Annotated in this window: 26 protein-coding genes, 2 pseudogenes and 1 riboswitch; of the genes and pseudogenes, 6 read left to right on the top strand and 22 right to left on the bottom strand. The window is 41.7% G+C overall.

The genetic code is table 11. The features are described 5' to 3' along the window. Nucleotides 1–46: 46 nt before the first annotated feature. The 13 genes and pseudogenes from RB160_RS17790 to RB160_RS17735 form a co-directional block, all read right to left on the bottom strand. Nucleotides 47–1,708, bottom strand: coding sequence for a right-handed parallel beta-helix repeat-containing protein (locus RB160_RS17790; protein WP_316571771.1), 1,662 nt, complete (start codon nucleotides 1,706–1,708; stop codon nucleotides 47–49). A gap of 305 nt (nucleotides 1,709–2,013) precedes the next feature. After that, entirely contained in the window at nucleotides 2,014–2,526 is a 513-nt protein-coding gene (locus RB160_RS17785; RefSeq protein ID WP_316571770.1) for a DinB family protein, read from the bottom strand. 270 nt (nucleotides 2,527–2,796) lie between these two features. Further along, complete coding sequence (locus RB160_RS17780) at nucleotides 2,797–3,636, bottom strand: DUF2935 domain-containing protein (RefSeq protein WP_316571769.1); 840 nt, start codon at nucleotides 3,634–3,636, stop codon at nucleotides 2,797–2,799. Nucleotides 3,637–3,795: 159 nt separating this feature from the next. Further along, a pseudogene (locus RB160_RS24055) lies at nucleotides 3,796–4,014 on the bottom strand (GNAT family N-acetyltransferase); the annotation flags it as partial. A 55-nt stretch (nucleotides 4,015–4,069) separates the two neighbouring features. Further along, nucleotides 4,070–4,681, bottom strand: coding sequence for an FMN-binding negative transcriptional regulator (locus RB160_RS17775; protein WP_316571768.1), 612 nt, complete (start codon nucleotides 4,679–4,681; stop codon nucleotides 4,070–4,072). Between the two features lie 89 nt (nucleotides 4,682–4,770). Next, nucleotides 4,771–5,520, bottom strand: a complete 750-nt coding sequence (locus RB160_RS17770) for a phosphotransferase family protein (RefSeq protein ID WP_316571767.1) — start codon at nucleotides 5,518–5,520, stop codon at nucleotides 4,771–4,773. 146 nt (nucleotides 5,521–5,666) lie between these two features. Continuing rightward, on the bottom strand, nucleotides 5,667–5,915 hold the full coding sequence (locus RB160_RS17765; protein ID WP_316571766.1) for a DUF1871 family protein: 249 nt from the start codon (nucleotides 5,913–5,915) through the stop codon (nucleotides 5,667–5,669). Between the two features lie 132 nt (nucleotides 5,916–6,047). Next, nucleotides 6,048–6,458 (bottom strand): NUDIX domain-containing protein, encoded by a 411-nt coding sequence (locus tag RB160_RS17760; protein ID WP_316571765.1) that lies wholly within the window; start codon nucleotides 6,456–6,458, stop codon nucleotides 6,048–6,050. Then, nucleotides 6,436–7,284 carry an aminoglycoside adenylyltransferase domain-containing protein gene (locus RB160_RS17755; protein WP_316571764.1) on the bottom strand — a complete coding sequence of 283 codons (849 nt, stop codon included), beginning with the start codon at nucleotides 7,282–7,284 and terminating at the stop codon, nucleotides 6,436–6,438. Before RB160_RS17755 ends, RB160_RS17760 begins: the two co-directional genes overlap by 23 nt. A 181-nt stretch (nucleotides 7,285–7,465) precedes the next feature. Further along, entirely contained in the window at nucleotides 7,466–7,996 is a 531-nt protein-coding gene (locus RB160_RS17750) for an HXXEE domain-containing protein (RefSeq protein ID WP_316571763.1), read from the bottom strand. Nucleotides 7,997–8,012: 16 nt separating this feature from the next. Beyond that, the gene (locus RB160_RS17745) at nucleotides 8,013–8,705 is read right to left on the bottom strand and encodes a hypothetical protein (protein ID WP_316571762.1); all 693 of its coding nucleotides are present in this window, start codon (nucleotides 8,703–8,705) and stop codon (nucleotides 8,013–8,015) included. A 118-nt stretch (nucleotides 8,706–8,823) separates the two neighbouring features. Beyond that, the gene (locus RB160_RS17740; protein WP_316571761.1) at nucleotides 8,824–9,309 is read right to left on the bottom strand and encodes a UPF0158 family protein; all 486 of its coding nucleotides are present in this window, start codon (nucleotides 9,307–9,309) and stop codon (nucleotides 8,824–8,826) included. Between the two features lie 30 nt (nucleotides 9,310–9,339). Next, on the bottom strand, nucleotides 9,340–9,780 hold the full coding sequence (locus tag RB160_RS17735) for an SRPBCC family protein (protein ID WP_316571760.1): 441 nt from the start codon (nucleotides 9,778–9,780) through the stop codon (nucleotides 9,340–9,342). A 140-nt stretch (nucleotides 9,781–9,920) separates the two neighbouring features. Between RB160_RS17735 and RB160_RS17730 the strand changes: the two genes are divergently transcribed. Next, a complete protein-coding gene (locus tag RB160_RS17730) occupies nucleotides 9,921–10,757 on the top strand; it encodes a DUF2268 domain-containing putative Zn-dependent protease (RefSeq protein ID WP_316571759.1) in 837 nt (278 codons plus the stop codon). Nucleotides 10,758–10,834: 77 nt separating this feature from the next. Here RB160_RS17730 and RB160_RS17725 read toward each other — a convergent pair whose 3' ends face one another. Further along, complete coding sequence (locus tag RB160_RS17725) at nucleotides 10,835–11,290, bottom strand: GNAT family N-acetyltransferase (RefSeq protein ID WP_316571758.1); 456 nt, start codon at nucleotides 11,288–11,290, stop codon at nucleotides 10,835–10,837. A 196-nt stretch (nucleotides 11,291–11,486) separates the two neighbouring features. Here RB160_RS17725 and RB160_RS17720 point away from each other — a divergent pair, with 196 nt between their 5' ends. Next, entirely contained in the window at nucleotides 11,487–11,900 is a 414-nt protein-coding gene (locus RB160_RS17720) for an ester cyclase (RefSeq protein WP_316571757.1), read from the top strand. Nucleotides 11,901–11,954: 54 nt separating this feature from the next. On the opposite strand, the gene RB160_RS17715 is transcribed toward RB160_RS17720, so the two are convergent. The 6 genes from RB160_RS17715 to RB160_RS17690 all read right to left on the bottom strand — a co-directional run bounded on the left by RB160_RS17715 (nucleotide 11,955) and on the right by RB160_RS17690 (nucleotide 16,648). Further along, entirely contained in the window at nucleotides 11,955–12,743 is a 789-nt protein-coding gene (locus tag RB160_RS17715; protein ID WP_316571756.1) for a TatD family hydrolase, read from the bottom strand. Then, on the bottom strand, nucleotides 12,730–13,491 hold the full coding sequence (locus RB160_RS17710) for an ABC transporter ATP-binding protein (RefSeq protein ID WP_316571755.1): 762 nt from the start codon (nucleotides 13,489–13,491) through the stop codon (nucleotides 12,730–12,732). The genes RB160_RS17715 and RB160_RS17710 overlap by 14 nt, the downstream gene beginning before the upstream one ends. Further along, the gene (locus tag RB160_RS17705) at nucleotides 13,488–14,249 is read right to left on the bottom strand and encodes an ABC transporter permease (protein ID WP_316571754.1); all 762 of its coding nucleotides are present in this window, start codon (nucleotides 14,247–14,249) and stop codon (nucleotides 13,488–13,490) included. The genes RB160_RS17710 and RB160_RS17705 overlap by 4 nt, the downstream gene beginning before the upstream one ends. Further along, entirely contained in the window at nucleotides 14,249–14,539 is a 291-nt protein-coding gene (locus tag RB160_RS17700) for a thiamine-binding protein (protein ID WP_316571821.1), read from the bottom strand. The genes RB160_RS17705 and RB160_RS17700 overlap by 1 nt, the downstream gene beginning before the upstream one ends. A 13-nt stretch (nucleotides 14,540–14,552) precedes the next feature. After that, nucleotides 14,553–15,545, bottom strand: a complete 993-nt coding sequence (locus RB160_RS17695; protein ID WP_316571753.1) for an ABC transporter substrate-binding protein — start codon at nucleotides 15,543–15,545, stop codon at nucleotides 14,553–14,555. 171 nt (nucleotides 15,546–15,716) lie between these two features. Next, nucleotides 15,717–15,824: riboswitch (TPP riboswitch) on the bottom strand. 170 nt (nucleotides 15,825–15,994) lie between these two features. Continuing rightward, nucleotides 15,995–16,648: a DsbA family oxidoreductase gene (locus RB160_RS17690; RefSeq protein ID WP_316571820.1), complete on the bottom strand. Its 654-nt coding sequence runs from the start codon at nucleotides 16,646–16,648 to the stop codon at nucleotides 15,995–15,997. A gap of 188 nt (nucleotides 16,649–16,836) precedes the next feature. On the opposite strand from RB160_RS17690, the gene RB160_RS17685 reads away from it, so the two are divergent. Next, nucleotides 16,837–17,100, top strand: a complete 264-nt coding sequence (locus RB160_RS17685) for a hypothetical protein (protein WP_316571752.1) — start codon at nucleotides 16,837–16,839, stop codon at nucleotides 17,098–17,100. 224 nt (nucleotides 17,101–17,324) lie between these two features. Then, the gene (locus RB160_RS17680) at nucleotides 17,325–17,483 is read left to right on the top strand and encodes a hypothetical protein (protein ID WP_316571751.1); all 159 of its coding nucleotides are present in this window, start codon (nucleotides 17,325–17,327) and stop codon (nucleotides 17,481–17,483) included. Nucleotides 17,484–17,769: 286 nt separating this feature from the next. Here RB160_RS17680 and RB160_RS17675 read toward each other — a convergent pair whose 3' ends face one another. Continuing rightward, on the bottom strand, nucleotides 17,770–18,630 hold the full coding sequence (locus RB160_RS17675; RefSeq protein WP_316571750.1) for an AraC family transcriptional regulator: 861 nt from the start codon (nucleotides 18,628–18,630) through the stop codon (nucleotides 17,770–17,772). Nucleotides 18,631–18,846: 216 nt separating this feature from the next. On the opposite strand from RB160_RS17675, the gene RB160_RS17670 reads away from it, so the two are divergent. Beyond that, nucleotides 18,847–19,704, top strand: a complete 858-nt coding sequence (locus RB160_RS17670) for a cobalamin-binding protein (protein WP_316571749.1) — start codon at nucleotides 18,847–18,849, stop codon at nucleotides 19,702–19,704. Then, a pseudogene (locus RB160_RS17665) lies at nucleotides 19,698–20,207 on the top strand (GrpB family protein); the annotation flags it as partial. The gene RB160_RS17670 and the pseudogene RB160_RS17665, both read left to right, overlap by 7 nt. A 378-nt stretch (nucleotides 20,208–20,585) precedes the next feature. Here the strand turns inward: RB160_RS17665 and RB160_RS17660 are convergent. Further along, nucleotides 20,586–21,737, bottom strand: coding sequence for a DUF4317 domain-containing protein (locus tag RB160_RS17660; RefSeq protein WP_316571748.1), 1,152 nt, complete (start codon nucleotides 21,735–21,737; stop codon nucleotides 20,586–20,588). Nucleotides 21,738–21,925 lie beyond the last annotated feature (188 nt).

Genomic DNA, 21,925 nt, shown 5'->3' with positions numbered 1-21,925 from the left:
ATTTTTAAATATACTTTATAGTTTAATGCATAATGATAATAAAGGTTTATTTTAAAATATACTTTACATGGCTACCTGTTCCTCCTGCTATAGGAAGAACATAGTTATTTGTATTCTTGCCTAAAACAAGTTTCATATTTGTTTTGGTCGTTATATTGATTCCACGAATAGATACGTAGCGATTTAATTTTGCATTTTTTTTGATAAGACTATTTCCAGTAATCGTACCGCTATTATTGCCTGAACGAAAGGCAATCGCAGAAGGCACTTTATACGAAGAATCCTGTACATCCTCCACTCTGTTCCCTGTTACTGTAAACTGCTGATTATAAGTATAAAGATGGATGCCATTTGCGTAGGAATTTACCAATGTATTATTTTTTATAACCAAATCTCTCGTATAGGAAGCCTGGATTGCACCAGAGATACTGTTTCCCTGCTGGCCCGCCTCTATTAAATGGTTTCCTTCAATGGTACAGCCTCTACTATTTTCAGATGGCGTTCCAGCAACAACGATCCCATATCCCTTACCGATTCCTTCAATTCGATTGCCTTTTGCCGTACACTTTTGGGAACCAAAAAGCTCCTTCCCACCTTTTCCTGTTGCGTTTACAAATGCAATTCCAACCTTTGTATTTCGGATCGTATTATTGTTAAACGTAATATTTTCTCCGCCATGAGTGTCAAGGGCCTCCCATAACGGAATATCCTCAATGATGCTGTTCGTCACCGAACTATTTGTGCTCCTCGGGTGTGCCTTTACGTTGCTCTCAGCACCCTTTCGCGAATAAAAGACTCCATATGCATTTCCTTTGTTTCCCGGTTTGATTGATTTTATATGGCTCTTGTTAATATGCATATTACGGACTGACAATCCGCCTACGCCAGCAAAACCAACATCACGGATAACTGTATTTGAAATAGTTACCGCATCTGCAAATTCTGCCATAATACCATAAAACCCAACATCATGGATTATGCAATCTTCTATAACAATATTTTGGACATAGTTAGCTGCATCTGTCCCCCGAATCTTTATTCCAACTCCCTTTGCATCTGCTTTTTTATTGCCCGCACCCTGGAGTTCAATCCCATATATCTTTACCCCATTGCCAATTGTCAAAAGCGTTTGGTGTTTTTTATCGTTGTATAGTTTTGATCCATACCCAACTATAGTGGTATTGTCGGGTACTACCAAGCCGCTGATTTTAAATGAGCTACCAGATGGCAAAACGATAACTTTACCCGCTCCTAGCTTTAAAGCGTTATGTAGTTGGTCTGTCATACTAGATTCATTTTTGGCCATATTTTTATCAGCCATATCTACTACATTTATTATTTTGGTTTTATCAATATCCGGTACTTTCGGATTAAACCCCAATTTTACCTCTGCAAGATTGTATAGCCCATCATTGTCATAATCCTCAAACCCATCTGGAACTCCATTTTTATCAGTATCACTTGATTTCGGATTAAGGTTCAACTTGTATTCGACCAAATTAGTTAACCCGTCTTTATCCGGATCTTCGGAAGCAGTCAGCTTGTTGGTTAGATCCAGCCCATATTTCTTTTCCCAATAATCATCTATTCCATTCTTATTATTGTCCAAAAATAGTAGGTTAGTCCCTGCTAATACAGTAGGAACAAACAAGAAAAAAAGCATGACAATGATAACCATACTTAGAAATTGAACTTTTTGTTGCGGCATCTTCTTACCCCTTTATAACGAACCCATTTTAATCCTCGTAAAAAAAATATACAGAAAATTCAATTAGTTCTTTTAGCATGGTAAAATATCACCATTTAGATCATTATATACCATTTTAGGTATTTATATATGGGTAAAAGGGCACAATTAATGGCTTAATAAACCATATTTTTGGAAACCTCACAACACTTAGCTTCTTGGCAACGGATTCTCCGGGAATTCACGAAAGTTCCGGGAAAAGAAAAAAGCACTCGTTGCAATGTCGCATCGAATGCTTCGAATATTACTCAATATTAATCAAAAGTTTAGTTCGTTATATCTAGAAGTATTTTCATTTCTTTTATTTGTTCTATGTGTCGTTGTTCATGCAAATAGATCTGTTCAATCCATTGGTCAAGCGGTAATTCACCTAAGGCAGGATGCTTAAATGATTTTTCTCCCAATAGCGATTTATCCTCTATAGTACTAAGGAAAGCCAGTAATTTTCCTCTCGAATCGTTTAATAAGTCAAACATTGACTGAACTTCAAATGGTTCTGAAGCTGGTTCAACAATTTCGGGAGCTTTAAACTTTTTCGTTCGATCCAAGATAAGATGAACGTTTTGACGTTCTGGTTTAGTATTATCGACCTGTTTTAATCCCCATGCAATAGCCTTAATTGTTGCCTGTTCAACTAAAACCAAGTGATGGCAAATTTGTGCGATACTCCACTTATCCATATCAAGCCGATCATTAAATTGAGTATAACTTAATAAAGTAATCTCATGAACTAAGTTCGTTCTGGTTTCACTCAGTTTATCATTTACTAAATTACTCATTGAAATTCCCCCTTCACCAAAGTAAATATCTAGGTTCCTATCCTGTATATATTCTCTTCGGTGAAAAGTATTCTTTGAGTATTATTTTAATAGTAGAATTCACACTCTTATCCCCCTTATTGGTAAACTAACCTCCCACAAAAAAGAAAGAAATATCTTCCATTTTCTCAGTTTCTGCCCTGTTGCCAATAAGGATTCAACAAAAAGGTGCCTTAATCCTTCCTTGGACTAAAGCACCCGTATATAAATGTTTTTCAGCTGTTATCTATGTTATTGCTTACCGCCTGTAAGATGTGCGTCAAACATATCAATAATTTCTAGGAACCTATCGGCTTCCCGGAAAACGTGGTCTGCTAATAGAGGATGAATAATGCTCTTTATTTTACATTGCTCAATTAAATCACGAGCTGTTTTCTTGAAGCTCCTAAGAGATACGACCGAAACCCGATTTTGATCAAGGAATTGATCTAAAAGTGGAACTGTTTGAGATTGTGGTCTCATAGAATCTAAGTCCCTTGCTTGATAAAGCAATTGATCAAAATCATTGCTGAAATTCCGTGCCAAGTCAACTAGTTTCCTTTCTGAAGGATCAAGGAGATGGCCAATAAATTTGGCATGGTCTGCCATAATCCTTAAGAAGAAGACATTCTCTTTAATAATGGCATCTGGGAGCGCTTGTAGTTTTCCTTCATTTAATTCAATTAATCGTTTTCTAAAATAATTTGCTTCCCTGCTTGTATGGTCAACTAATAGTGGGAAATTATTTGCCCCTGGCAATTTGCATGTGAGAATTAGTCCTAATACTTTCCGTTTAAATACGAAAATATTAGTTGCAGCTTGTTGTACCTCTGAATTAAATCTTCTTATTTGTTCGGGGTCTGTTTGATTATTAAGGGAATGTGCAGTTTGTTCGATGCGTTCAAACAAGCGATAAAATTGATTAGCCTCTTGTATTAGTTGAGTATCTTCTGCTCTAAAACCCAAACGAAGAAATAAGGAATGTTCTTTCATGATCCTAGCCCAAAAACGAATTTCATTTAAAGAGCGCTCAACAAACAATCCGGATGTAACACCGGTATCAGCATGTAAGGCTGTTTCATCCCCGTTCATTCAATAACCTCCCAGAAATACTCCTTTTCCTCTATTCATATTTACATGGTCAATTGAATATGCCTTAAAGAACTCTCGTTCGCTAATTTGCTGCATTAGCCGATTTTAGAATAAGTCCAGCCCAACATAAATCCGAATAACCTTGTTGAATAATCCATTTTAAAATTCCACCTCAAAGGGTGGATAATTCTGATTTACTTCAATCGGATTAAGTCCTAATTTCTTGTAAAAACCAATTGAATTTGGACTTGAATTCCACTGTAACCAAGTCGTTTGATTTTCCCTGGCCCATTCTTTTATAATCAAAAATAAATTTGTTGCTACCTTTGTGTGTCTGTATTCTGGAAGTACGAATAAATCGTTTAATCTGCTTACTTTTTTTCCTGTCCTAAAATGAAACCCATAATCTTGAACCCTTCCGTATGTCGAATTGTTATTTTAGTTTTTCCATCTGTTCCGCAATTTGAATTGCATTTGAATTTCCTTCATTCTTCAATTTTTCAATAATGTTTGAATAATCCCTTTCATTCCGATTCTGGCTTAGTTTATATGAAGCCTGGATGTCCTCCACTTTAATCTTAAATCCAACAATCCCTTTTAATTGTTTTTCTAAAAGTTCAGAGGAAAGCTTATCCCATAGCACTGGATTTTCACGGTGGTGTTCGTATTTTTCCAGCATGGCCGTTAATTCCTCTACAAGCTCTTCTTTTTCTAAAATACTTGCTTTGCCGTACATGTGGATAGCCTGGTAGTTCCAAGTCGGTACATTTTCGTGCGAATACCAGGAGGAGGAAACATAGGCATGCGGTCCCTGAAACATAACAAGGACATCTCCAATGGTTTCCAGCGTTCGCCACTGAGGGTTTCCATAAGCCATATGCCCAGTAAGATAGTAATCATCACCCAATTTCTTTAAACCAAAAGGCAAATGAGTGGCTATTGGTTTCCCTTGCTCTGTTGATACAAGTGTCCCAAAAGAGTGGGTTTTGACGAAACTCCAAATTTCTTCTGCATCTGAAACTTTAAAGTGTTTCGGGATATACAAATAAAGCCCGCCTTTCAAAAAAACAATTTCTACTAACTTTTCGGTGAATTTTTTAATAATTTATTGTCTATGTACTTAGTCAATTTCATTTATATTGGACACGATTGATTTATTATGTCTAAAAGACGTTTTGAATCCTCAGAAGGAACACTTTCCGATAGCCTCGCCGCCGCTAATATTGGAGCCCATTGCAACACTTCAGCTTTTTCCAGACCACTTTTCTCACAATAAAGGCGCAAATACATCTCTGCTAATTCATTTGAAACATGAGAAAGTAAAAGATATGTCCGGTAAACGTCAGCACGTATATCGCCTGCACTGGAATCCACCCAATCAATTATTGTTACGTTGTTATCTGACATAATTAAATTATAAGGATGATAATCTCCATGACAGAGCCTACTCTTGAATGTCATACTATTTAATCTTCGGATTAAAGCTGACTTATGCCTATTATCCAAATTATAAGCTGATTCAATCTGCCGGCTTAATTTTTCAGCCATATGTTCAATTGAATAAGCCTCAACCTTATGAATTACTTGCTGTATTTCAACAGAAATATTCATATAGTATTCTGCTTGGTCCATGTTTTCGGAAAGAATATTACCTATTGATCGGCCCTTAATAAACTCCATAATAATAGCTTGTTTACCATCTATTTTCGTAACATCTATTATTTTTGGTACAGGAAGTCCACACGAATAAGCATATTTTTGCTTTTCAGATTCAAAAAAGGATTCCGTTTCGGGCAAGTAGTCATTAAATACCTTGTAAATCCTGTTATTATGGAGAAAGATTTTTGCAGTATTTCCTATTGCTATCGGAGTGCCTAATTTCATTAATTTCTCTCCTTAATTTTCATAAACTACAATAACTCCAGTATTATTTATTCGCCTCCCTATCTTTGGAATCCTTGCTATGGGCGTCGTCAGAAACCATCGATTCTTACCCTCAAAGCATTTATTGAACAGTCGTCTACGTTATTTTAAGGCATTCTTTCCAATATCTTTTGAGCAGCTAAAAAACATTCACCCGTTGATAAATTCTCGCCAAACCACTTTAGAAAAACCTCTTGAATTTCCTGTGCTAATTCATCAACAGATGTAATATTGCTTAACCGTTTTACAATATCATTTATTTCGGGATCATATTCGTCATCTGGACACCCCATTCCAAGCAACCCGATTGGGTCCCATTCGTCAATTACCTCTTTTACAAGAAAATACTCGTCCATAATCATTACCACCTAGCGATGTATTTTTGGTACTAGTTGGGCCTTTTCCCGAATTAATCAACTCATGGCGCCAAACAATTTAATCCCCTGATGTTTGGACTGAATCCAAAACAGTTAAAGAAATTGATTTTATCAAACCTTTATCCCCAATACTTTTATAACCTCTGAAACTTGTATATCATCCACCATTTTCTTAATCGGCTGCCATTTTACTTCTGTTAAATTTTGCTGGTCTGCTGGGAATTCCGGGTCCAAACCTAGTGTTGGGACAGAATTCGGATTAATCAATTCAGCCAAAAAGCATTTTTCCACGCCATATTCATATGTACCTGTGAACAAGTGTTTTACCACTTTCACTTCTAAATTAACTTCTTCCCTTACCTCGCGAACGACTGCTTCATCAAATGTTTCATCATTTTCTAGCCCGCCCCCCGGCAAAGTCCAAAAATCTTTGCAGCCATTGCTTTCGTGAACCATTAAGATGCACCCGTCCTTTATAATGGCGGCAAAAGCTCTCTCCCTATTCTGCATGATTCGTCTCATCTCTCCATCCTTCATCAATTAAATGCTTTTTACTCCATAACCTTTGTACTTTATCAGAAAAATAACTTCTTATTACTACAAATTCATTCCTCTCAAACATATAAGCTTCAGACTCATGAGAGTAATTATGTATCACCTTCTGGAGTGTTTGGTTCATTTCTTTAGGCAGTGTAGTTAATCCCCAGGTTCCTGCTTCTTGCTTTGAGGAGATCATCCCTTCACTAAGATACCAATAAACTCGAATCATATTTAACGTGCAATAAACAGGGTTCTCAAAAATATTTTCCAAACAATCATTAAAATCTCCCAGTATGGAGGATGTGTAGAAGGATTCAGGAATTGATGGAAAAACGTCCATAATAGGGCTTCCTTCAATACATATTCCCCGTTGGTTGATTATCGTGATGTGTGCCGCTAAATCAGGATCTTTTTTCACTTCCGCATTTAAATGGATGTATGTCCCTAATGACAAATCCTCCTCATACCGGGTTCTCCAATATTCACTGAAATGGAAATCAAAAGGACATGGATGCTCGAAATCCCTTAGTTGTTCTCTATTTAAAAAACTTACTTCAACTTGAAAGGGGTTGTTTGAATGAGTTAAAAATAGTTCTGCCAACCGTCTTTTTGCTTCCATATCTATTGATCTATCAGTGACGACTAAAATATCAATGTCACTGCAATGGGGATTGAAGCCTCCCATTGACAGCGAACCATGTAAGTAAAAACCAACGAAATTATCTTCAATTATTTCTTTGGTCTTATTTGTGAGAATGAAAACAAATTCTTTTATCTCAGGGGAACAAGTATCCCAACTATACGCCATACGATTTACCACCGCCATCTTCAGGCAAATTGCCAGTTTTTAAGATTCTATACCGGTATCTCATTTACTTAATAAGAAATAATTAAAAGTGTTTCCACATATCTAACCTTTCCCTATTGTTTAGGCTGGACGCAATATAATTTTTCGTCCTCTCTCTGCACACATAAAATCTTTTTTCATTTTACCCAACCTTTTTCCCAATCCAATGCGCAAGCAAAGCAACAGGTACCACCAATAAACACAAGGGTAAACTTACGAATATAACTTCCCAGGTTATTACATCATTTACTAATAAAGAACGATACAAAACAACACTGTACGGAATGATGACAATTAGGGATGTTATTGCGCCAGGCGTAATGGAACGAAGGATGAGTGACTGGCCAAGATGAGTGAAGGCATGCAGAAAGAAAGTCAGTGTGATAATTGTAAAAATGTAAATATTACCGAACAACCCTTGAATTATATACTGGTTTGCCATAACGGTAGAACCACTGACAAATACAAAGATAACGAATACGGCTACCGCGAATTGTGCTGTGGACATTGAAAATTGCTTAATGATTCTATCAGCAATACTTTTTGGCAATTTTCTGTAAAGAACCATTGAGTTTGTTTTCATCCACTTTTCAATCATAATAATCTCTTCAAGATCATGAAGGACAAACATGATTGGAAATAACCAGATGAGTGTTTGAACATTGTATCCCATTTTTCCCACACCTCTTTCAACTGGTCATTTTATGGATTGTTTGCCCAATTGTTCGCTTTACCCTGAACTTATAGAGCAGCCAGGATTTAACGATGGATTCCGTGTCTTTGTGGCAGGAAACCTTGTCGAGAAAATAAAAGTCAGCTGGTTCGACGCTAATTTTCGCAATCGGCTTCACGGGGGTTTTGCTTACCCACTCGTCAAATGAAACAAGCCCGTTGCCGGCGCGCTGGAAGGTTTCACCGGGTAGGAAGTATATCATCCCGCTTGTCCATGGACTTGCATCGCGAGTTTCCTTGTTCAATGAGTAAAAGTAATGGGGGCGGCCGCCCTCCACTTTCAAACAGGCGTTGCGGATCCCGCCTTTGACCTTGTTTTTATCAAGGACGGCATAAAACAAAGGCCAGATTCCATCCTTCGTGCCGAATACCGCATTGACGAATTGTCCGTTGTACAACGTTTGCCTTCTAGCTTCAAATTCGCCGATTTCCCGGTTATTCGAACCGTGAAGAATGACTGGCTTTGTTGCCGCGATGTACTGGATGAAACGGTGTTTTGGGTACTTGCTAGTGTAGGTGATTTCGGCATTTTCCGTAGCGGCACTCAAGTACATTTTTTCAAATTCACTGCGCTCTTCCTCCGAAAAATTAAGCACAGGCCCACGGTAAAAAAGGATTCCCATCAAACCGGATACAACTTCACTGACCATCTTCATCCTCCAGCAAAAAAATAATTATTCCCGATTACTTCTTTATACATATTCAGCTTGGCAGACCAAATTCCTCCCAGCATTCATTGTTTAACTTAAAAAGAAAGAGCAGCCAATTTTAGCGGCCGCCCTCAACATCGTCTATGAATTCTATACCATGGTCTTTACACCATTCAATGGCGAATTGTTTCAGTTCGTTGTCGCGGTAAGCAAACCAGTCATCACGGACTCCTAAATCAAAAATTTTGTCCTTGAATCTCCGGAATGCTCCCTTTCCGCTAATGGCCCTTAGCAAAGCGTCCTGTTTACGCTTGTCATCGAGCGAATAGCAAAACCTTTCCATGATGCTGTATTCGTGAATATCATATTGGCTGGGGAGTGGGATGTAGTTATCTTCGTCATCCAAAATTTCAATCGCAGTTTCACGGTCTTCGATTTGCCAATCGAGTAAATCATCATCAAGGTCTTCCTCTTCAGCTAGCCGGATGTCGTCCGCAGACAACCTTACAATTTCTCCTGTCCGCTTATTCAGTAAAACTTGCTCATCGTCAAACTGAACGTCCATTTCATCGATAAGTTCCCTTAACTTCACAGGTTTGTTCAATCCATTTCACTACCTTTTAAGTTATACTACTTAATGCACCAGGGAGGCGCGCAGAGTCTTAATTCCGTTTTCAAGATAGGCCTTTAAACAGGTTAGCATGTAAATCCAGCCTTGCTGTTGGCCCAGCAATTTGCTGATCAGGTGAGGGTCGTCTTCCTTAAAGCCGGACTCAGTCACTTCGACAATGGTGTTTCCTGATACCTGCTGTTCCAGGAGGATGGTCACAAGCGTTTCTTCCCCTGCTCCGCCCCAGGAAAAGACGATTTTCCGGTTTTCTTCAGTTTCAAGGACTTTGATGTCCCCTTCTGCGTTGTATTCATCGTACCTCCATGTTATGGTCTTTCCTTGTTCGACTCTCGCAGTACCGGATGAGAACCAATAATTCGCCATTTTTTCAGGATCGACAAACGCTTCATATACTTCACTGGCTGGCTTATGTATGTTCATTTTTGATTTGATTTCAGTGGCCATTCAAGTCTTCCCCCTTTCTGAATTTGTTAATTCAAGGATAAAAGATTTTTTTACGCCTGTCCATTTTACCCTTATTGAAGGATTTTCACTGCTCGATGTTAAATATTTACAATACGATGATTCATTTAGGGGGATGGCTCTTGAATATTCACATTGGTTTGGACCGGTTTAAGGAAGTAATTAGCTTTCAGTCTGATGAAAAAAGGTACAAGGCGTGGTTCAACTATTATGAGGAGTACCAGGAGGTTTTCGACGCCATTTTCCGGACAATTTATATGGCTGATTTAGATGCGTTAAAGCCTGTAATCAATTCCCTTGATTTCGATTCACTCCTGTTAAAGGCGGAAAAGGGACTGGCTTTGCAACCTGTCTCAAAAATCAAAGAAGCCTTATTGCGATGTGCTGAGTTTTTCAAATTCGAGGAGGATTTTGATGTTTTTTTACTCGTGGGTTTTGGCCATATTGACGGAACCGCGCCGCCTACTTCAAAACCATCTTTGTATTTGGGCCTAGAGAGGCTTCCCAATTCGGATATGAATATACTAATCCCACACGAATTCAATCATCTCGTACGGTTTCACAAACTAAATTTAGCCCAGAGTTCTGAACGCCTAACAGTAAAACAGTTAGCAATCGCCGAAGGCCTCGCGACAATAACCCCTTTGATTGTAAATCAAACTGAACTTACCGACGCCAATTTTGGAAAAGCACTGATGGTTTCCGAAGAAAATTACCGAATACTAAAAACCAATTTTAATAAAATTGAAAATGAAATCTTGAAAGACTTTGATCAAGCCTTAACACAACCACTTGTTGAAAAATACTTCATGGCGAATGAAGGCGGACATTTACCTGTGAAATCCGGCTACTATTACGGCCTAATCATCATCACCGCACTTTTGCAAAATGGGGTATCGTTAACAGATTTAACAACCCGGAAATCGGATGAGATTTATGAGCTGTATATGAATATGTAAGTTGACTAATTTGTTTAACAAAGCATCTATACGGCCATAAAAAATCCCCCCTTCCAAATGGAAAAGAGTGATTTCCCTTAAAAGTTGTACTTAATCATTAAATACCTAGGATCGCCGTTTTCATCCTCATAAGGCCTAAGGATTTGGTAACCGTTCCGTTCGTAGAAGGCGACGGCAGATTCATTCATGCCGCTCGCCTGGAGGATATAATAGCCGGGTTCCATCATTCCCTGCTCGAAATGGTCGAGGAGGTGTTTGCCGTACCCCTGCCCCCGAAGCTTTCCGGAAACGAACATCTGCGACAGGTAGCCTGATCCTTCCTTGTACTGGGCCAGGTAGAACCCGGAAACTTCTTCATTTACGAGGAGAACAAAGGCCTTCCATTCTTCGTTTTCCAATGCTACATGGTACCAAGAGAGGATCATGTCGTAGAACTCCTTGTTGAACACCATGTTCCTGAAGTTCATGCTATAAAGCTCTTTTTGGGCCTGAAGGATTTTCGGTATATGCGTTATGTCCAGTGGAACAATCATGGCGGCGCGCTCCGTTCTCTGATTATCTTTCTCTATTTTAGCCGAAATCGGCTGTTGAGAAAAATAATATAGGAGTGTTATTTTTTCTTAGTGTGCGGAGACTGACCACGGGTTGTTTACTTTTTTTAAAATGGGCTCCCTATTTTTCATAAAATGTACTTTTGTGCATATATCATAAAATGAAAGGGGAGATACTATGTCCAAAAAAGAAATTGTTCAACGTTTCCATGACGAAGTGTTAAACGAAAGGAATTACGACCACACAGCTGAGTTTGTATCGCCACAATTTACCTTTTATTCAAACAACAGCCCTGCTTCTGAAGGAATGGAGTCGTTCCGAAAGTATATGAGTGTCTTCCAGGACGGTTTTCCTGACTTGACATTCGAAACCTTGCATCTGGCGGAAGAAGGAGATGTCGTTTATCTTTCTTGGAAAGGAAGCGGAAATAACACGGCTTCATTAATGGGATTACCGCCAACGAATAAATTTGCTGAGATCCAAGGTATTTCCCTATTTGAACTAGAGCAAGGAAAGATTAAAATGAACCGGGTTGTTTTCAATACTCTGGACATGTTCCAACAGCTTGGTGTGTATCCTTCTCAACTATAATTGAAAACACATTAGAGACACAGATTATTTTGAATCGGTGTCTCTTTTTATTTTTCAAAAGATATCCTTAAGCTTGTAAAAATGTTTTGTATTCGCATGAAGAAAGGAGCTGGCTTGTTCAACAGGAATTCCTTTTATCAATGCAAGCTCTTTCACAACGTCATGGGCCATGGCGGGTTGAGTCATTTTTCCGGCAAACCTTCCTTCAAACGGCCATGGTCCGTCTGTTTCCGCCATCATTAGCTGCAAAGGATACTGCTCGGCAACCTCTCTCGTTTCTTTTTCATATAGAATATCTGGGGTGAACGAAACATGATACCCATTCGCAATCATCCGCTCAACTGTTTTCCTGTCACCCTTAAACCAATGGAAATGGGCTTTCTCGATGCTGTGTTTCTCCAAGAGCCCGCAGGCAATTGGCGCGTCATCGTAAACGGCGTGCAGGATGACTGGCTTGTTGAGCTTTTTTGCCAATAGGATGAACTGCTCAAGCAATTCTACATATCCCTCGTACGGGAAATTGGCGTTCTTGGAATCGGCACGCATATAATACGGCAGACCGACCTCGCCAATCGCAACCATCTTTTCCCTATAACTACTAATCCAATTTAACAGCTTGTTGAGCTCGGCATGGGAAGGAAGCGGCTGCTCCGGGTGGTAGCCGAATGTCGGAAGAATCCGCGGGCAGTTCTCAAACAGCCTCAGGTTTTCCTTGCAGGAAGCGAGGTCCATCGAAACGGAAATCAAAGCCTCAATTTGATTTTCCCCTAAGCTATCGATGATCCGATCTCGTTCATCCTCCGTATATTTGTCCAAATGGATATGCGCATCAATGACCTTCATGCGTGTCCCCTTCTCTCATGGCACCGTAAATCTCGCGTTTCAGCAGTAAAAAGGAATCATCCAGAAGAAGCCGGTCGGTCCTTGGCCGATTGAACGGTACCTTTAATTCTTTTATTACTTTCGCTGGACGCGGAGACAAAAGCACAATCCTATCTGATAAAAACAGCGCCTCTTCGATATTGTGGGTGATGAATAGGACCGACTTCCGTTTTTCTTCCCATACGGACAGGAGCCATTTTTGCATATCGAACCGTGTAAATTCGTCTAGTGCGGAAAACGGTTCATCGAGCAGCATGATTGGCTGCGGAGAAAGGAGCGCCCGAATGAACGCGACTCGCTGCTTCATTCCTCCAGAGAGCTGGTGCGGGTAGGCATTTTCATAGCCTGATAGTCCAACCTTGGCAAGCCATGTTCGTGCTTCTGCTTCATCCGTCCTGCCGGAAAGCTCCTGGGCGAGGAGGACATTTTTTAAAACAGTCCGCCACGGAAGCAGAGAGGCCTGCTGTGGCATATAGGCAATGTTTCCGGTTTCCCCGTTAATCCTCCGCTCCTCCAGAAAAATGTCTCCCCCTTCCGGCTTCAGCAAACCGCCAATCGTTTGAAAAATAGTGCTTTTCCCGCTTCCTGATGGGCCGATGATTGAAACAAATTCACCATCATTTACGTGGAGTGAGATTCCATCGAGGACAAGGCCGGTTTCGTTAAATGAATGGGTTATATTTTCAAACCTGATTTTCGGGTCCATCATTGCTCTCCCTCCCGTGCCCATTTGATGAATGTTTTTTCAAGCAAAGTAATGAGGCTGTAAAATAGCATACTCAAGATGACAATTATAAAAATCGCGATAAAAACGCGATCGGTACGGAACGCCGAGGATGAAAGGGTCATAAAGACGCCAATCCCCTTTTCCGCGCCGAGCCACTCGGAGATAACTGCTCCCATGACACTGTACGTCGCCGATATTTTCAGGCCGGAGAAAAACTGCGGCAATGCATTCGGAAACTGGACCTTCGCAAACAATTGCGATGAGGACGCACCGGACATTTTCATATAATGGACAAGTTCCCTCGGCGCATTCCTGAAGCCGTCCAACAGGGCAATCGTTATTGGGAAGAAGCAGACAAGAGTTATAATGATTAGCTTTGGCAAGTAGCCGAAGCCAAACCAAATCACTAGCAGCGGGGCAAGGACGATGATTGGAACATTTTGTGAGATGATTAAAAAGGGATACATCGCCGTCCTCAGTGGCGGTACGAGGTGCAGCACCGTCGCGATGATGAAGCCGATCGATGCCCCAAGCAAAAGGCCTGAAGCAGCTAGCATCACCGTTGCACCCACATCCGGCAAAAACAGCTGGTAATTGGCGAAGGCTTCTTTTAAAATCGCAGTCGGGGCGGGCAGAAGCCAGGCCGGAATCTCAAAAAAGGAAGCCAGTCCTTCCCAAACCATGAAGAAAAGGAGGAGCACCGCAATCGGGCTCCACCCTTTATTCCCAAATCTTTTCATCAGCGGTACTTCTCCGTTAACCGGTCCATCGTAATGCCATCTGGCTGATAGAGGATCTTTACTTGTGAAATGACATTCGGTGTTCCGAGTTCAATCATTCTTTCATTCATCTTTTGAATGACGCCAAGCAGCTGGCTAAGTTCACCTTCCACCGTTGTTTCCAGCGGATGGACCTCGTACTTCACTCCAGCCTGGTCGATTACCTCAATAGCGGCATCGACCAGCTTTATCGTCTCCTCACTCGTCGCGGCTTTCGGTATGATTTGGATACTTACTAGAGCGTTCGCCATCATTTACTCCTCCTTATTCCGGTAAAAATTCATTTGTAAAAGCTTTTTCGGCATCAAGTTCCTTTTCTAGAAGGCCGTTTTCGAACATCCATTGGCTGTAATTTTCCCATATTTCAAGCTTTTGTTCGCCCCACCGCTTCGCATCATCCTGATACTTTGGCGCGAGCCACTCCTGGCTTTTTTTCACAAGCTCTGGATCAAGGTCAGGGACCGCTTTTAGTAAAATATCAGCGCTCTCGGATGGATTCTTTATTGCAAATTCGTACCCCTCGGAAACTGCCGCAACGAATGCCTTCACTGTCTCCGGGTCGTTCTTAATCATTTTTTCATTCGTGGCAATGACAGGCGTGTAATAGTCGAGTTTCTCTGAATAATCGGTCAGGTAAACCATGTTGATTGGTTCGTTCCGCAGCTCCGCCTCAATCCCAGTCCATGCATAGTAAATCCATGCGAAATCTATGTCTCGCTTTACAGCCGTAAAGAAGTCGGAATCGCCCATGTTGACGATTTTCACTTTGTCTACGTCTGCATTTTCCTGCTTCATCAACAGGCTCAAAACCGCTTTTTCGACTGGCGATCCCCAGCCGCCGTACGTATTACCTTCAAAGTCCTTAGGAGATGTTATGTTTTTCGCTTTTGGTGAAGCGAATCCGGACGTATTGTGTTGGATGACAGCCGCAACCGATACAAGCGGTACACCCTGGATTCTCGCCTGGGTAATCGACTCCTGATAGCTAACCCCAAATTCCGATTTGCCGGACGCAACGAGCTGGTCGGCACCCGCCTCCCCTGGAAGGATAATATCGACATCAAGACCATGTTTTTTAAAATAACCCTTTTCTTTGGCGACATAAATCCCTGTATGGTTCGTGTTTGGCGCCCAATCAAGGACAATCTTGACCTTCTTCATTGATTCTGCAGTGCCTGGCTCCTTTTTGTCCGCTGAACATGCCGCAAGGCCCACTGTTAGTAGAACTGCGGATAATGCAATAAGCAACTTTCTCATGATTTTCCCCTCTCATCTGTTTTTTTTTGACAATGAAGCGGAAAAGATGGTCGGGTTAAGAAATTGTATGTACATATAGGCTAGTAGGATTTATATGTTTGCTAGCAAAACAAATAAAAAAGCGCACGGGTTTTCCCGAGCGCATAAAAAAATCCATAATAGGCGAATAAACGTCTACTAGAAGATGTTCCCTACGCTGGTACTAACCAGATCAGGTAAAAGGGTCAGCATCTTTGGATACTATCTCAGCCAGCAACACCGGCTCCCCTACATTTCCAAGCTTCAATTGTCACCATTACTATATAAGAAAAATGTTGAGCCGTCCAGAAAAGAGACTGGTAAAAGGTTCTAAAGACCGATTGCAACTCCCTAATACGAAGAATCGGCCTTTAGCAGCCTCTACTCCTTGCGAAAACTAAATTACCGTCCTGCAAATAAAGAGAAACCCTCTACTTCTTAGGAATTTCGCAGCCATCGTCATCACACATGTCTCCACCCATGTTATTTAAGACGACGATTTTTTCCTCAGCAAGTACTTTTTCCAATGCCTGGACAAACGCATCGGTTGGCTGGGCACCGGAGAGGGCGTATTTTTTATTAATCAGGAAGAATGGCACTCCGGAAATACCATACTGCCGCGCTGTTTGTTCATCGGCACGAACATCGTCGGCCATAGCCCCGCTTGCAAGCATGTTTAATACTTCCTCCTTGTCGAGCCCTACTTCAACCGCCAATTCCGCCAAAGTTCCATGGTCGCCAATATGTTTGGATTCAGTGAAATAGGCGCGGAGAATCCTTTCCGTCATTTCTTTCATGAGTCCCTTTGTCTTGGCGAACATCGTTAAACGGTGTGCGTCAAAGGTGTTGGTCATTATTGCTGAATCCAAATGATATTCTAGCCCAGTTTCCTTCGCCATCCGCTCTACATTATCACAGTTGGCCTTTGCCTGGGCGATGCTCATCCCATATTTTCTCGCTAACATTTCGTACATGTTCTCTTTAATATCCCGGGCCGCATTCGGATCGAGTTCAAAGCACCGGTACGTAACTTCTATCGGTTGTCCAATCTTCTGAATAGCGTCCTCCAGACGCTTTTTGCCAATATAGCAGAATGGTCAGGCAAAGTCTGTCCACATTTCAATCTGCATATAAATCCCTCCAATCTTTCTTTTTAGTATAGAGGCTAGGCATGGATTTTACACCAAAAATGCTTGTACGGATTGCGATGGGTCCTTGGCATTGTTTCTTTTCCAAAGGGGAAAACTAACCCAAACTTAAAGGGGGCGAATCGATGATTATAGAGGGTTCCATCATTTCGGGCGATTTTGATCTATCGATGAATGAATTTTCCTTGCAAAAGGTGAAAAACTTGAACACCCAATCGGTCCTGAAGGAAAACCAATTAACGAGCATTTACCGCTATTTAAAAAAACATGAGAACGAAGCAGAAGGTCAAATTATTACGTTGAATGACCAAATGCCAATTCGATTAACCCCGGATGAACTCCAGCAATTGGTCGCTGATCTTGAAAAGGTTCTGTCCATGTACGACTGAAAACTGGCTAGCACACTACCCTTTTGCAGAAAAAAGACGAAAATAGTCGAAAATAACCTTGATTTAATTTGAACAATCCTAAATAATACTGACAGGGAATGGTTTTTATAACAGGCAGGGGACCACCTGCATTGTCCTCAGCTTAAAGGATGTCATTGTAAAAAGGATATTGAGTTGGCAGTCACGGTGTATAACGATTCAATATGAATGGGAAGGTAAAAGCTATGAACGTTAATAAAGATGAATTAATTCAGAGGGCCAGTGCAATCCTTGGCCGCGATGTGACGCATGAATCAATCATGAAAACGGTTGAGTCTCTGGTGGAATTGCTGGAAAAAGAGAAGGCAGCCAAGGAAGACCGGTATGCCACAATGAAATTATAACTTTATAATATGGAATATTATAAAAAACAGCCATTGGTTTAACCATTTTCCTATTTAAAAAACCCTTTAAGGTGACAATATCACCTTAAAGGGTTTTTATTTGTTCTTATTAACCGTTGGTATGGAAAGCAGTTCGTCAGCTTCTTTAAAAATTTTATTAAGCCTATGAATGGCGTTGGTTAATTGGACGGCTGAGGTGCAATCAATGCTTTCTTTACCGCATCAAGGGGAAAAGTATCAGCTAAGATATCTTGGACCCATAAAACCACATCGTTGCAGCTATCCATTATTTCTTAATTGGAATCCAAATTTCGCTATAATAATCCTCGGAGTAAGGGTCAGCCGGGCTGCAATAAACCTCCATTTCCGGTCCGCCGGCATGCTCATACCCGGTTGCCGGGAACCATTCAGAAAAAATTCTGTCCCATACCTTTTGAATCGCAGTAGGCATGGCGCCGTGTACCGGAAAAACTGCCCAAGTTGCTGCCGTTATTTCCCTTTCCTCCCAGTCCTCGGGAAGCTGGCTAATATTCTTTTCCGCACCAATCATGTAGGTTAGGTTTTCTTGATCTTTATCAAATTCAACACAAGCCCCGATTAACCCAAGCTGGCCGCAGTTTTTCACAAGCTCCTTCGATAATCCATTCTCGTTCGCTTCAACCCAGAAAGCCGCTATGTTCCGGTTGTTTTCCCCGCCAATGGTTGAAGTCCGGATACTTTTCCCCACTATCGTAAACGCTTCTTTCTCAATAATCCTATAATCCATTTCCACATCACCCTTCAATTTTATTTGAAAAGAGAGCCTTGGATACGCCTTCAAGGATTGGCTGTTTTTCTTGGCATCCGACGGGCTGATTCCATGAATGCGCCGAAATGCTTTTGTAAATGATTCCGGACTTTCGTAGCCGTACTTCATGGCAACATCAATCACCTTGGCTTTCGAATGAACAAGCTCCTGCGCGGCCAATGTGAGCCGGCGATTCCGGATATACTCACTGACGGTAAAACCGGTCAGCATACTGAACATCCGTTGAAAGTGAAATTTGGACATACAGGCTACGGCCGCTATGTCTTCAATCAGAAGATTGTTGTCCAAATTCCGTTCCATATACTCGATGCTGTCCAGCATCCTTTGAAGTCCCTCCATGTGCAACCCTCTCCTCTCAAACACAGTCTATCAGCTGTGAACCAGGCGTTCCTGTTCATTTGTGCTCATATAAAACAGGTAATAATGTTGTTTTTGCTCATTGGATTATTTTCGACTAAAAGATGTATTTTTCCTGTAAAATGAATCACCTTTCGCTCAAAGCAAATGATTTTACTATAATAGGAGTAACGAAGAGCATGCAAGGGGGCGTTTGTCATGAAACTGATTTCCATCTGTCCGAGCAATACTGAGCTGGCAGCTTACCTAGGGTTGGCGCCATCGCTTATTGGTGTGGATGATTTTTCCGATTGGCCCGCGGAAATCAGTGGGCTTCCCCGTCTTGGACCTGATTTGAACATCGACATGGATAAAGTTGAAGCTCTCCAGCCTGATTTAGTTTTGGCCTCGTTGTCGGTCCCGGGAATGGAACGCAACATCGAGGAACTCGAAAAACGCAACATTCCGTACATGATTGTTCCGAATCCAAAAACTTTGAAGGAAGTAGGCGACTGCATCCTTTTTGTCGGCAAGGTTACGAATACTTCCGAAAAGGCTGAACAGCTTTTTGAAAAATTCAACCGGATTCTCTCTTTCTATGAGTCTTTAAGCCACCAGGTAGGAAGGCCGAAATCCTTGTACTGGGAATGGTGGGCAAAGCCAATATTCACACCGGGTGCCGCAAACTGGCTGACTGAAATCAGCAGGCTTGCAGGCGGGCGGAATGTATTTGAAGACAGGCCTGAAGCTAGCGTGCAAACCGATTGGGATGACGTAAAGGAACGAAATCCAGAAGTGATTTGTGTTGTTTGGGTCGGTATCCACAAGAAGAAGGTTAATCCAAAGGTTATTTTGAAACGACCCGGCTGGGAAGAAATTGAGGCAATCCAGAACGATCAGCTGTACATACTTGATGAGCCGCTGTATTGCAGGCCTTCTCCCTTATTGCTGAATGGCTTGGCGCAAATCGCCTATATCCTCCATCCCGACATTTATCCGCCATACGAGGAGGGAAAGGATTTGTTAATGGATTTTAAATTTTTTAAAAAAATCGTGAGGAGACGGAGTGTATGTTAGGCTTGCGGCGTGGAGATGTCTTCCTCGTTCCCTGGACACATGAATGGGAAGAAGAGTTTTTTAAAGAGAAAGTTCTAATCGAAGAAATGATTGAGCAATACATCGTAGCGGTCCATCATATCGGGAGCACGGCTGTCCCCCATTTGAGCGCGAAACCAATCCTTGATATCGCGATAGAAATTGAGCATTTCGGCGATGGCTTGCATTGCGTTTCCCCTTTGGAAGCTTTGGGTTATCAGTATAGAGGCACAAATGTGGTGCCGGACCGGCATTATTTTAACAAAGGCGAACCGAGGACCCACCAAATTCATATGTATGAGAAGGGAAACAAGTATTTACTGGAGCAGTTGCATTTCAGGGACTACTTGCGAAACAACGAAGATGCCCGTATAGCATATGAAAACTTGAAAGCCCGGCTTTTTCGTTTAAACAAACATGATAAACATCAATACGCGGATGATAAGACAGAGTTTGTGAAGTCAGCGCTAAAAAAATTTAGGTTAAGAACTATAATTAATAAGATTATTCTAATCATGGATTCATTCGGACACAAACCGGAGCTTTTCCCTAACTGCTGTCCGAATCACGGTTCCATTCGGACACGAACCGGCGCTTTTCCTTATATGCTGTCCGAATCACGGTTCCATTCGGACACGAACCGGCGCTTTTCCTTATATGCTGTCCGAATCACGATGGCATTCGGACACGAACCGGCGCTTTTCCTAAAAAGCTGTCCGAATCATGGTGGCATTTGGACACTAAACGGCGCTTTTCCCTAAAAGCTGTCCGAATCATGGAGGCATTCGGCCATCAACACTCCCGCAAAGAAAAAGCATGCCCTTCCCCTTAAATGGATAGGCATGCTTATTATTTTTCAAAAACTACAACGATACATTCTCCAACTGGAATCCTTCCACTACCGCGTCTTCTTCGACTTCGAGCAGCAGGCAGCGTTTTCCGTTGATGGTCACGTAGCGGACGTTGCTCAAGTCTTCGGGGCTGATTGTCACGGTTGCAACCTTCGTATTGATTTTTATTGTTTTCGGAACAAGGCTAGTTGCTTTGATTTCCTTTTTCTCATTGTCGAGGACGTTTTTAAAGGCGAACTCGACTTTTTCGGATGTGACGTCCTTTACGCCGCTGTCGGCCAAAATCCGTTCAACATCGTGGTAGTCCAGTAACGGCGCTTCCGTCTCCTCGGATTCCTCAACTACCTTGTTGATTTCGCTGTAGATGTTTGCGAGTACGTCCGTTTCAACCTTCTCGCCGATAATCGTCTGCAGGACCTGTTCGAAGTTGTCCTTTTCTTCCTTTGCCGTATTGATCGGCTCGCATGACAGGACATGTTCAACAAAATGCGGTGAAGGCTGATTCGGCTTTCCTGCGGAATAAAGGATATGGTTCACATCCGCCACTCCCTGGTTGAATGTCGGGAAAAGGAAGCCGAACATCGGCGCCGACAGGTTGATAATCGGGTCAACCGCGCTGCTTGCCTTGAACGCCTTCTCGATGTAATCGAAGATGAGCGCTGATTTTGGCTGGTCGGTCCGGTTCAGGCTGCAAAGGATGAATTTATGGGAATACACCTCATCATCTCCGCCCTCTTCGGAATCCGCACTCCTCATTCTCGTTGGAACCTTGAATTCGCCGCGGATGAATGTGACAACTGTATCCATTTCATAAACCAACCCGTCGAACAATTTAGCGACAATCGCGAGCATCGCTTCCTGCCAGGCCTCGTTGTCAGCATAATGCAGGCTATCGAACAGTATGGTCTGGGTGCTGCCTTCCTCCCCGCGCCTGAATTTCAAATCAAACAGCTTGGAATCCAGCTGCCCCGCCACAACCTTCTTAAAGTTGTCCATAAACAGCTCTTGCTGGAACTGTTCAAGCATCCCGAATGGGTGGCTTTCCGTATGATAGATTTCCGACGTTTCTTTTTTTACATAAACATTGAAAATTTCCGTGATATTCAATCGATCATTGTCTATTTTGAATTGCTTGCGAACAGTACTGACATCTTTGTTGTTCAAGTGAATTCTCCTCTCTCAGAAAGTTGATTTTAACACTGCTTTTGTATCGTTACAAGATTGTTGGCCATTTTATAAAAAAGCAAAATGGATAGAAGTTTAAGAGTTTTGCCTGCTCATTATATGCTTGTCCAACCAGTTTGTTCCTGGGAAATTCTTTAAAATTTTTCTCGGACTCACCCAATTGGTCT

The sequence above is a fragment of the Neobacillus sp. YIM B06451 genome (assembly GCF_032667185.1).
In the GTDB taxonomy this organism is placed as follows: Bacteria; Bacillota; Bacilli; order Bacillales; family Cytobacillaceae; genus Bacillus_D.
This window is presented reverse-complemented; position numbering and strand designations above follow the sequence as displayed.